Here is an 11593-nt window from a genome sequence, read left to right on the forward strand (position 1 = left end):
GTTAGATAGTCGGTATGAATATTTGAAGGAGGTTCTTATGTATGACGTCAGGCATGTATTAAGAAAAGCCGGTCTTCGTTCCACGTACTCTGGTTATAACTATCTTGCTTCAGCAGTCGCCCTCGTTCTCAAAGATCAGGAATTTTACCTGAAGAACGTAACCTCTAATCTTTACCGCGTTGTCGGTGAGCAGTATGGCGTTTCCAACATGTGTGTTGAAGCCGCCATCCGTACAATGATCAACAGTTATTGGAATCAGAATTCCAATAAAATTTTAAGCCCGCTGCTTGGTTATCCTGTATTTGACAAACCGACCGCATCCGAATTTATTTCGATGCTGGCTGATTATATCCAGGATCATTCCTCTCGTTAATTATTAGATACTGGTAGAACTTATGCATTATCGCATATCAGCATGGTATATACAGAATAACGTTAGTAGGCTGGCATTTAAAAAAGGTGCAGCCTATGAGGTTGCACCTTTTTTTATCAAACCGGATTTTCATAATTGGGGACGTTTTTCCATACGCGCTGTTTTAATTGCCACAACTACTATTTGAATCCGTATCAAACTCCGGATTGATTGCATAAAAGTTCTTACTGTTCAGATTATCCTGAACGATCCTTAAACTTTCTCCAAATCTTTGGTAATGTACAATTTCCCGCTTTCTTAAAAAACGAATCGGATCACATACTTCCGGGTCTTTTACAAGCCTTAAAATGTTATCATACGTCGTCCTGGCTTTCTGTTCTGCGGCCATATCTTCATGTAAATCTGTAATTGGGTCACCCTTGGACTGAAAATAAGTTGCTGTCCACGGTGTTCCACTGGCTGCCTGCGGCCAAAGTGCAAGTGTGTGGTCCACATAATATTTATCAAAACCAGAAGCCTTAATTTCCTCCGGAGATAAATCCTTGGTAAGCTGGTAAACAATGGCACATATCATTTCCATGTGGGCAAGTTCCTCTGTGCCAATATCGGTTAAAATTCCTGTCACTTCTTTGTACGGCATGGTGTACCTCTGTGATAAATAACGCATGGACGCAGCTAATTCTCCATCCGGTCCACCGAACTGACTGATGATTACCTGGGCCATCTTCGGATTGGTCTGGGTAATTTTTACGGGATATTGTAAACGTTTTTCATAATTCCACATAAACTAACACCCTCCTTCCTGCCATGGCCATGGTTCCTGAATCCAGTTCCATCTGTCTGAGCAGGAAGGAACAGCGGTATCTACTGTGAGCGGTCCATAATATTTTGCATATTCTTTCAACAACTGGTTCCTTTTTTTATTATATTCATAAAAAAAGTCCAGTGCTTCCTGATCACGAGGATGAGTGTCCAGATAAAGCTTCACATCATCTACCGCAAAGCTCGCATGACCAATCTGCATCAGGAGATCTTTTCTACAAGGTTTGGAATTTGGCATTTCATTCATGCGTTACATCCTCCTTTCCCCTTAAACGGAAGATCAAGCTCTTCGAATATGGTTCCTCTGTGGAATCCTTTTCCGGCTTCGTAAATGTGTCTCCAACTCTGCCATGGCACATAAGCCATTGCGATCGACATTCCATCCAACGCATCGTCCCGGTCGCTACATCCAGATCGTTCTCGGTAAACAGGTGCTGACATCGATAGATTTCTTCCATCATTGTTCGCCATACATGAATTACTATTACAGCTATTGTTATTATTGCCATATCCACAATTTGCACGTCTCATATATGGATTATTATTTCTGCAATTTTGCATTGTTTTGGCTCCCCTTTCTTATATCTGCAATATTATTGTATGGTAATTTTTTAAAAAGGGTTCTGACTTTTGCATCCGGTATAATCTGATGCCCGTTTCCGTTTCAAACAGGTCGTAACATCAATAATGCCGCCAGACCATTTCTGATCTGACGGCATCTTTCTTTAGTATTTTATGATGTAACCGGATTGCTCCATTGCTATGCAATTCCCGCAATCCTCGAACACCTCATACTCCCATAAAACGGCGTGTTCACATCATTTTATGAATTTTTACCAAGTGTAACCTTGATATCTTTCTCTGTATATTCACCATTCTTATCCGGGATCTGTACGGTAAGCGTTACCTCTTCTCCGGCTTTATAATACTGAAGCTGTTCCTGAAGAGAGCTCATACCACTGATGGAACTTCCCTCAAAACCAGTAATGATCGATCCTTTTGTAAGGCCGGCTTTCTCAGCTCCGCCACCACTCATAACTTCTTTGACATAAACACCGGTCGGCATATTGTACATCTGTGCACCTTCTTCAGATACATCGTATCCCTTGATTCCAAGATATCCTCTTTCTTCATCTGAAACCTTGCTTCTTGTCTCTTTATTCATCAGATTCTGGATAACATCACTTGCATCAGAAATCGGAATCGCAAATCCCATACCCTCTACTGCCGAGCTGTTGATCTTTGCAGAGTTGATACCGATTACCTCACCATTTGCATTCAGAAGAGCTCCACCACTGTTACCAGGGTTGATTGCTGCATCTGTCTGGATGTATTCTCCGTCAAATCCATCAATTGTTCGTCCGGTTGCACTGACGATACCAGTTGTAACAGACTGTCCATAGCCAAGTGCATTACCGATTGCAATAGCAGGTTCTCCAACCTTCAGAGAATCTGAATCTCCAAGTGTTGCAACCTTAATCGCATTCATTGTATCGTCTGAAATTTTATCAAGCGGAACAGCTACGACTGCAAGATCCCTTGCGGAGTCTGTTCCTTTAATCTGCGCTTCCACGCTGTTACCATCATTAAATGTAACAGTAAGTGTATCGCTTCCTTCTACAACATGGTTATTGGTAACAACCAGGAGTTCTGAATCATTCTGGCTGATGATAATACCGGATCCGGCGCTTTCACTCTCCTGCTGGCTGATTCCTCCGAAGAAATTCTGTACTTCCTGTACGCTCATATTGGTAATAGAAACGATTGACGGAAGTGTATTCTCAACAATATCTGATACATCAGAAGTTACTGTACTGGTAGATGTCGTAAGCTTTGCGTTCGATACAGTCTTTGTTGTGCCTACGGTACTCTTTGTATTCTTTCCAAGCAGCTTACCAGTCAGATAACTGGTTCCCTGCATCGTCACACCACCAACTGCCCCGAATAATACTGCAGCACCTACAACAAGTGCGACTTTCTTTGCGTAACCTTTTTTCGGTTTTGGAGCTTTCGGATTCTGCTGCGGTCCTGCTCCGAATCCCTGCTGATTGTCTGCTCCTCTATTTTCATCTGAATCTGGTCTGTAATAATTGTACTGATTGTCCATCATTCAAGACTCCTTTCTTTTCCTTTTCTATAGTTAAGAGTTTAGCCTATAATTGTGATGAAAGTGTGATAAAATATGAAAAAAAAGATGAACGGCACATTTTTATGTCGTTCATCTCGTTTATTCAACAGGAAATTCCGCTGGAACTTCCTACATCACTTTATTCAACCGTTACAGATTTCGCCAGATTACGCGGCTTATCTACATCCAGTCCCTTTGCAACGGATACATAATATCCCATCAGCTGCAGCGGAATCACTGCAAGCGATGCCTCAAAATGCTCATCTGTCTTCGGAATGTAAACCACAAAATCAGCAGTATCCTCAATGCTGTAATTGCCATAAGTTGTAAGTCCCATCAGATATGCACCACGACTCTTGCACTCTACCATGTTGCTGATCGTCTTTTCATATAATTCCGGCTGTGTCAGCACACCGATCACAAGCGTTCCATCCTCTATCAGAGAAATGGTTCCGTGCTTGAGTTCTCCCGCTGCATATGCCTCTGAATGAACGTAACTGATCTCTTTCATCTTCAGGCTGCCTTCCATACAGATTGCGTAATCAATTCCACGTCCGACAAAAAATGCGTCCTTTGCATTTGCCTGCTTTGCTGCAAACCACTGGATTCTTTCTTTATCTTCAATAATCTTTTCAATCTTCTCCGGGATTGCCTGTAATTCGGCAATATAATTTTCATACTGCTCTTCAGTGATTGTATTTTTTACTTTGGCAAACTCAATTGCAAGGATGTAAGAAGCCATCAGCTGTGTACTGTACGCTTTCGTTGTTGCCACAGAGATCTCCGGTCCTGCAAGAGTATAGAATACCTTATCCGCTTCTCTTGCAATAGAAGATCCAACTACATTGACAATTCCAAGTGTACGGATTCCCTGCGCTTTTGTCTCACGGAGCGCTGCAAGACTGTCTGCAGTCTCTCCTGACTGGCTGATAATGATCACCAGACCATTTGGATCCAGAATTGGCTTACGGTAACGGAATTCAGAAGCCAGCTCCACACGAACAGGAATCTTCACCAGATCCTCGATCACATACTGTGCCACCATACCTACATGGTAAGCAGAACCACATGCTACAATGTAAATCTGGCTTGTTCTCCGGATATCCTCTTCCGCTAATCCGATATCTGTCAGATCAAACTTTCCGTCTTTTAATACAGAATTCAGAGTATCCTTAACCGCTCTTGGCTGCTCATGGATCTCTTTCATCATAAAATGCTCATAACCGGCTTTTTCAGCTGCTTCCGCATCCCATTCGATGGTCTTCATCTCCTTCTGGATTTCTTCACCATCCAGATTGTAGAAAATGATTTCATCTTTGCTGATCTTTGCCATCTCCAGATTACCAATATAGTATACATTTCTTGTATATTTCAAAATAGCCGGTACATCAGACGCAATAAAGGATTCCCCATCACCGACACCTAAAATCATCGGGCTGTCTTTTCTTGCCACATAAATTTCTTCCGGATAATCCTTGAACATCACAGCAAGCGCATAAGATCCACGAATGCGGACCAGGGAATGGTTGATCGCATCTACCGGTGTTCCTTCATACTTTTTATAATAATAATCGATCAGCTTAACAGCAACCTCTGTATCCGTCTCAGAGTAGAATGTATATCCTTTGCGGAGCAGCTTGTTCTTTAACTCCTGATAGTTTTCAATAATACCGTTGTGTACAGCAACTACATTGCCATCGTCACTCATATGCGGATGCGCATTGTTCTCTGACGGTTCCCCGTGTGTTGCCCATCTGGTGTGACCGATTCCACAGGTTCCCGGAACTGCTGTACCGTTGTTGGTCTTCTCAGCTAATACTTTCAAACGGCCTTTTGCCTTGATGACTTCCGTTTCTTCGGTTCCATTACGGACAGCAAGCCCTGCTGAATCATATCCACGATACTCCAGCTTTGACAGTCCATCCAGTAAGATCGGAGCCGCCTGCTGCGATCCAACATATCCTACGATTCCACACATTTATCTATATCCTCCAGTCTTTTTTGCAAAAATAAATTTTACTCTTTTCGTTACATTGTAGCAAATATGGGACTTTTTGTAAAGAATAAGCGGGAATAACAATCGTCATCCCCGCCTTTCTCTTTAATCCAGATCAATAAAATCCATTTCGAAAGTATCACCTTTTTTACGCTTTTCTTTCTTGATATTATAATCATCGAACGAATCAAAGTCGTCATCATCAAACTCATCAACGCTACGAGTATCATCACTTATTCCTTCGTCATCATAATCATCGTCGAAGTCATCATCATAATAATCATCATCGTCGAAATCATCATCGAAGTCGTCATAATCATCTTCAAAATCATCATCCTGTCTCTTTTTGAACTGTGATTTCTTTTCTGCCTTAACAGGCTGGATCGGTTTTACCGGATTACGTTGCGGCTCATCGTCCAATTCATATTCATCATACAGATCATCCAACTCTCTGTTGCGGTTATGTAACTTCACAACGGAAACAAGAAGGAAGATTACCAGAAGAATAACGATAACTGCTGCCGCTGCTACAAACCAGATCAAATGATCGGAAATCTTTTCTAAAATTGCGTCAAACTTGCTTGCACTCTTCTTATCCGGTGTAGTCGCAGACTTCGGAGTCTCCATTCTCTGATAAGTATGCTCTACAGAGTCATATAAATAGAGGGATTCTTCACCGTCATTATTTACTGCATATAATACATAGAAATCATCGCGATCCGGTTCATCCCAGATTTCAAAAGTCTTGCCGTTGATCTCCAGATTTCCTTTTGAATACTTTGCTGGCATAGACACTTTACTGCCTGCATCAAAAATTACGATAGAATAAGTATCTGAAATCACAACCTGTTCTGCCGGTGAGAAGCTACTGTCAGATGAATCATACATCCAGAAATCGCCTTTTCCATCGCCGTCTACCAAGTAAGCCATCTGAAGTCCTGTCTTTTCCTGCACAGCACCTTTATACGTCGAATCATTATAAGTAATCTCTCCTGCTGTAAATCCAGCTGGAATCATGCTGTCTGAGAAATCACCGGATAAGGTATACTCCTGACCATCAATCGTGACACTTGCTCCATTCGCAACATCTTTAATCTTGCTTGGATCTCCTGCTCCAATCGTAACATCCGCATATCCTTCTTCACATGCCACACTTGATCCAGCGCTGTCTGTAACCGTCGCATCTCCCTGTTCAAGTCTTGTACTTCCTTCCTGGAGAGCCTGGAATTTCATTGTAAACTCAATCCGGTCACTGCTTCCGTCACCTGAACCTTTAAATGTCAGATTACCATCCGTGTCTGCATTCACTCCGTCTCCCTCTTCAAATCGCATATAAGAAGGATCGTAAGTCATATGAATCGTTGCGTCTCCGATTACATCTCCGCTGACAACTGCTGTACCTGTGATCGTAAATTCATCCCCGACACTTGTCTCAAGATCAGAAAAGAATATCACACCATTTGCAGCTAGCGCCATCACAGAAAAACATGGTACGATCAGACATACAGACAAAAGAATTGTCGCTATTTTTTTCGTAAACTTCATCTTCATGTACTTTCCTCTTTCTAACCATATTAATTGTAAGTATAAATACTCTTAGACTCTATCTTACACTTTTTATGGGGAAATGTCTACTTGTTTGTAGAATTTCTCATTGTATCAATTTACGGACAACTCCGTTCTGCTTTATTTATCCGAAGAAAAACCCCGGCATAAACCGGAGTTCTTCTCTAATTTACATTTTCTGTTGTTCCGCCTGCATTGCTTTCTGCGCCTCCACCGGGATCCGGAGTTGGTGTTGAATCCGGTGCCGGATCTGGTGTTGGTGTCGGCTCTGGCGCTGGATCCGGTGCCGGCGTTGGATCTGGTGTTGGTTCCGGCGTTGGAGCTGGAGTCGGTTCCGGCGTTGGAGTTGGTTCTACATAAGTATTATCATCATATCCTCCATTCCATGAATTGTCCCAGGAATTTCCTCCGTCATACCAGTAATCATTCGATCCGTCATTATAATTATACTGATAATTATCCTGCGTATACCCCTGCCATGCATCCGGCGTTTCAATACCACTTGTATCTACACCTGCATCTGGCTGATTCGTCTGCTGCTCTTGATTATCTGTATTTTCCTGATTATCTGCATTTTCCTCCTGCTGTTTTTCGGCCTCTTCCTTTCGCTTTTTCTGTAGTGCATCAATATCCACATCATTGATCAGCATATCATAGAATTTTGATTTTTTCATCAGCTCTTTATCAAGGCCTTTTCTTCCATATTGCTCGGTAAGTGTCTGCTCATCAGAAAACAGATTCACTCCAAGTGCTAACCTGTCTCCTTCAATTGTTACTCCCATCGCAGCCAACGTGGTCGGGAACATATCCAGTGTTGCAAACTCTCTGCTATGTGTTTTTTCAAATGAAGTGTCCAGACCTTCTGGAAGATTGATAAATACATTGTATACACTACGTTCATAATCTTCACTGACATCATTACAGAAATCAGAATCCATCGTCAAATGATCCCCACTTATTACAATCGTTGTATTTTCATAAAATGGCTGTTGTTGAATCCATTTTACAAATGCATCTACCTGCCTGCTCGAACATGCCATTACATTTGCATACTGGTTATCACCAAATTCATTCTGACACTGTTCACATACATATCCATCTTCAAAATGGGTATCTACCGTCAGCATAGTAAAATTAAACGGTTCATCTTTTGAACTTAATTCGGTCAGTTTTTCCTGCGCATTTGCAAACAGCTTCTGATCCTCATATCCCCACCATACATAATAATCTTCTGGTATCTGTCCGTTTTCTTTTGCCGTATTATAATCACAGATTTCTGTTTGTCCTTTTCCATGACTCTCAAAGTAAGCTCTTCTTCCCCCAAAAGTCGCATCAGAGCCAATCATAAAACACTGGTTATATCCTTCATCTGCAAGAATATCCTCTAAGTTTCTTGCCTGCGAAGAGAAAGAAGACTGTTCTGCAAGTGTTGCATTTACATCATCCGTCTGTTCCGAATTCTTGATCGGTATTCCTGAAGTCTGTGAAAAAATACCTGCCATTGTCCAGGTTCCTCCATAAGCAGGATATCCACCACCCAATTTATCTGAATCGGAAAAATTAGTATTTTCTTCTGCAAGAGTCGTCAGTTCCAGAATGCAGTTAAAATCCAGTCCTCCTCCATCTCCTTTTGACGCAAAGGTGGATTCCATTGACTCCAGATAAATATAAATCAGATTTCTTTTTTGTTCCGGAAATGTAATCTTCGTTGTACGTGGATCCACATAATTCTGTTCAATAAAATGCGATTCTTTCTTCTGACTTACCAGATATTCTTTTACATCCAATTCATCATATACTTCATAAGCCGCCCTTCCTGCACTTCCACAGGCAATCACAGCTACAAGAAATAACGCAATCATACATTTTCCATGCTTATTCCTTAATCCTATAATCAGGAAAATAGATAAAAATAATACTAATACTGCCAATGGTACGCATGCATTGATCCCATCAAGTACTACGTCTGAGTTTGTCCCATCAAGCGGTACTTTCAGATGAAAAATAATTTCATCGATAGACAACAGCCCCCACGTGTCTAATACCCAGTTTCCCAGATTATAAAGAATAAATCCAAGAACTGAGATTAAAATCATCAGAATACAATAGAATCCATAACCGATACTTTTTATCTTTGGTTTTTTCATTTTCCTTTCATTTCCTTTACTCAGTATTTACAAACACACATAATATAGTAAAGCATAAATATTGGGAAAATGCAAGATTGACAACAACTACAAAATCATCAAAATGTAAAAATCAGGATATGTTTTTATCCCATATCCTAATTCATTCTAGACCGTTATTATTCTTGTTTTTTATAAACGCCTTTTTCCTATTATCTTGTACATTAAAATTTGCAAATGCTAACATTAAAAATATATTATAATGCAATTCAAACAAATGTTGCTCTATTACCGAATGTATACATATTACAACTATCATCGCCATCAAATACGATTTATTAAAGCTCTTAATAATCATAATACTTAATAACAACATTACTATCACAAAAACAGCAAATCCAAATCTCATTAGTATATTTAAATACGAACAATCAATAAAAAAGTATTCTGGGACAGGATCTGTCGTTCCACCGCCTCCATGCATTTCAATATACTGTCCCCACAACTTCACATCATACAAATCAAAAGTTTTCTTTCCCAAAAAAAGTCTTGTTGACGTAATACTATTCAGTTTTTCCATCCAGCCTTTACTTGGATCATAAAATCTGGACAAAAGAATCATTATTCCTGCACCTAAAAACGGCACACATAAACATAAAAAATTTAAGAGCTTAGATGTCTTATACTTTTTCCCTTTTTTCTCTGCAAAATACATTCTGCATTTTAAATATGCAGTACAAAGCACAATAAGAATAATACATATTTCTCCACACCTTGCATCACAATACTTGTCCAGGAAAACTACAAGTATCGTAATCATACCTAACTCTAAAAATGTGCATTTTACCTCTTTTATTGCAATCCATGCAGCAATTATAAACATAAGATGCAACACAAAATTTGTAGGATATACAAATCCAAAGGTCATTCTCACTTGTTCTCCACGGTGATATACTAAATTTTCAATTATTCCCAAACGTGCAGCCATTAAAGTGATAAGCGTTAACGGGATTTCAATTGCAAGATATAATTTTAAAATCTTTTTATAATCAATCTTTCTAGCTCCGATAATAAACAATCCTGTTTCAAGTAATAATCCTGTCCCATTTCTATCTTTTGAAATTGCAAATACAGCTAAAACTATAAGAGCTAAAACCAAAGCATCTATATTCTCAGAACTCAGCACCGTGTATCTAAACAACACTGCCATACCAACAAAAACCTGTATATAAAAATATAAATGTTCAGGTCACTGTATATGAAACATCGTTATCCAATTAAACGCATAGATTATCCATACACTTAATGCACACAAAAAAATTTTTTCCGACATATCACATTTTTTTCATACGGAATAGCTTCCCATTTCATTTCGATCTTATTTCTTATTTTAATTATTTTCTCCATCTTCAACTTCTTCCCATACATATTACATAAAAAACAGGATATCCTCATTCATACCCTGTTTTTTATACTATATTTTCCTATAATTCCTCAGCCACCATCTCCAGTGCCGCTTCAATTACCTTATCCATATCATAATACTTATAATTTCCAAGACGTCCACCAAAGATCACATTCTTCTCCTGGTCTGCAAGCTTTCTGTATTCTTCAAACAGCTTATTGTTCTGTTCGTTATTTACCGGATAATATGGTTCCATTCCTACTTTCCATTCGGAAGAATACTCTTTGGAGATAACAGTTTTTTCCTGCTTTCCAAATTCAAAATGCTTGTGTTCGATGATACGTGTATAAGGAACTTCTCTTTCGGTATAGTTTACGACTGCATTTCCCTGATAGTTGTCTGTATCAAGCACTTCTGTTTCAAATCTTACCGAACGATATTCCAGTGCTCCAAGCTTGTATCCGAAGTATTCATCAATCATTCCAGTAAACAGTGTCTTCTCTGCGATATCCGGATTTTCTTTGATAAATTCAAAGTAGTCGGTATCTGTCTTTACTTCGATTCCGTCCAGCATCTTTTCAATGATCTTTGTATATCCTCCGATCGGGATTCCCTGATATCTGTCATTGAAATAGTTGTTATCAAATGTAAATCTTACCGGTAAACGTTTGATGATGAATGCCGGAAGGTCTTTGCAGGCACGTCCCCACTGTTTTTCGGTATAACCTTTTACCAATTTCTCAAATACATCTTTTCCTACCAGAGATAACCCCTGTTCTTCCAGGTTCTTCGGCTCTGTGATCCCTGTCTCTGCAACCTGTTTTGCGATCATATCTTTTGCTTCCTGTGGTGTCTTGATATTCCACATTTTGCTGAATGTATTCATGTTGAACGGCAGATTGTAAAGCTCATCCTTGTAAATTGCTACCGGTGAGTTAATGTAATTATTGAACTCTGCGAACTGATTGATGTAATCCCAAACCTGTTTGTTGGATGTGTGGAAAATATGTGCACCATATTTGTGAACATTGATTCCTTCAATATTTTCACAATAAATATTTCCACCGATATGCGGACGCTTGTCAATTACCAGACAGGTTTTTCCTTTTTTCTTTGCTTCGTGAGCAAATACTGCCCCATATAATCCTGATCCTACTACTAAATAATCATACTTCAT

At 39.7% G+C, this 11593-nt stretch carries 10 protein-coding genes; 1 reads left to right on the forward strand and 9 read right to left on the reverse strand.

From position 1 onward, the window contains the following. Positions 1-37: 37 nt before the first annotated feature. Positions 38-373 (forward strand): sporulation initiation factor Spo0A C-terminal domain-containing protein, encoded by a 336-nt coding sequence (locus NQ556_RS10820; RefSeq protein WP_008374659.1) that lies wholly within the window; start codon positions 38-40, stop codon positions 371-373. A gap of 163 nt (positions 374-536) precedes the next feature. Here the strand turns inward: NQ556_RS10820 and NQ556_RS10825 are convergent, their stop codons facing one another. The 9 genes from NQ556_RS10825 to glf form a co-directional block, all read right to left on the reverse strand. After that, entirely contained in the window at positions 537-1157 is a 621-nt protein-coding gene (locus tag NQ556_RS10825) for a manganese catalase family protein (RefSeq protein WP_008374658.1), read from the reverse strand. A 3-nt stretch (positions 1158-1160) separates the two neighbouring features. After that, positions 1161-1433, reverse strand: a complete 273-nt coding sequence (locus NQ556_RS10830) for a spore coat protein CotJB (RefSeq protein ID WP_055261089.1) — start codon at positions 1431-1433, stop codon at positions 1161-1163. 5 nt (positions 1434-1438) lie between these two features. Continuing rightward, positions 1439-1756 carry a spore coat associated protein CotJA gene (locus NQ556_RS10835; protein ID WP_081445286.1) on the reverse strand — a complete coding sequence of 106 codons (318 nt, stop codon included), beginning with the start codon at positions 1754-1756 and terminating at the stop codon, positions 1439-1441. Positions 1757-2018: 262 nt separating this feature from the next. Continuing rightward, the gene (locus NQ556_RS10840; RefSeq protein WP_044999222.1) at positions 2019-3302 is read right to left on the reverse strand and encodes a S1C family serine protease; all 1284 of its coding nucleotides are present in this window, start codon (positions 3300-3302) and stop codon (positions 2019-2021) included. Positions 3303-3462: 160 nt separating this feature from the next. After that, on the reverse strand, positions 3463-5301 hold the full coding sequence (glmS, locus tag NQ556_RS10845) for a glutamine--fructose-6-phosphate transaminase (isomerizing) (protein WP_008374651.1): 1839 nt from the start codon (positions 5299-5301) through the stop codon (positions 3463-3465). 123 nt (positions 5302-5424) lie between these two features. Next, complete coding sequence (locus NQ556_RS10850; protein WP_204576026.1) at positions 5425-6870, reverse strand: hypothetical protein; 1446 nt, start codon at positions 6868-6870, stop codon at positions 5425-5427. A gap of 179 nt (positions 6871-7049) precedes the next feature. Continuing rightward, on the reverse strand, positions 7050-9032 hold the full coding sequence (locus NQ556_RS10855; RefSeq protein ID WP_204576028.1) for an LTA synthase family protein: 1983 nt from the start codon (positions 9030-9032) through the stop codon (positions 7050-7052). Between the two features lie 142 nt (positions 9033-9174). Then, the gene (locus tag NQ556_RS10860; RefSeq protein ID WP_008374640.1) at positions 9175-10221 is read right to left on the reverse strand and encodes a hypothetical protein; all 1047 of its coding nucleotides are present in this window, start codon (positions 10219-10221) and stop codon (positions 9175-9177) included. 274 nt (positions 10222-10495) lie between these two features. Beyond that, positions 10496-11593 (reverse strand): UDP-galactopyranose mutase, encoded by a 1098-nt coding sequence (gene glf, locus NQ556_RS10865; RefSeq protein ID WP_008374635.1) that lies wholly within the window; start codon positions 11591-11593, stop codon positions 10496-10498.

Source organism: Coprococcus comes ATCC 27758 (genome assembly GCF_025149785.1).
Lineage (GTDB): Bacteria > Bacillota > Clostridia > Lachnospirales > Lachnospiraceae > Allocoprococcus > Allocoprococcus comes.

What these genes read in the sequence shown, in the direction of transcription:
- NQ556_RS10850 (WP_204576026.1), bottom strand. Translation starts at nt 6,870, where the DNA reads ATGAAGATGAAGTTTACGAAAAAAATAGCGACAATTCTTTTGTCTGTA.
- NQ556_RS10820 (WP_008374659.1), top strand. Translation starts at nt 38, where the DNA reads ATGTATGACGTCAGGCATGTATTAAGAAAAGCCGGTCTTCGTTCCACG.
- glmS (WP_008374651.1), bottom strand. Translation starts at nt 5,301, where the DNA reads ATGTGTGGAATCGTAGGATATGTTGGATCGCAGCAGGCGGCTCCGATC.
- NQ556_RS10835 (WP_081445286.1), bottom strand. Translation starts at nt 1,756, where the DNA reads ATGCAAAATTGCAGAAATAATAATCCATATATGAGACGTGCAAATTGT.
- glf (WP_008374635.1), bottom strand. Translation starts at nt 11,593, where the DNA reads ATGAAGTATGATTATTTAGTAGTAGGATCAGGATTATATGGGGCAGTA.
- NQ556_RS10825 (WP_008374658.1), bottom strand. Translation starts at nt 1,157, where the DNA reads ATGTGGAATTATGAAAAACGTTTACAATATCCCGTAAAAATTACCCAG.
- NQ556_RS10840 (WP_044999222.1), bottom strand. Translation starts at nt 3,302, where the DNA reads ATGGACAATCAGTACAATTATTACAGACCAGATTCAGATGAAAATAGA.
- NQ556_RS10830 (WP_055261089.1), bottom strand. Translation starts at nt 1,433, where the DNA reads ATGCCAAATTCCAAACCTTGTAGAAAAGATCTCCTGATGCAGATTGGT.
- NQ556_RS10860 (WP_008374640.1), bottom strand. Translation starts at nt 10,221, where the DNA reads ATGGCAGTGTTGTTTAGATACACGGTGCTGAGTTCTGAGAATATAGAT.
- NQ556_RS10855 (WP_204576028.1), bottom strand. Translation starts at nt 9,032, where the DNA reads ATGAAAAAACCAAAGATAAAAAGTATCGGTTATGGATTCTATTGTATT.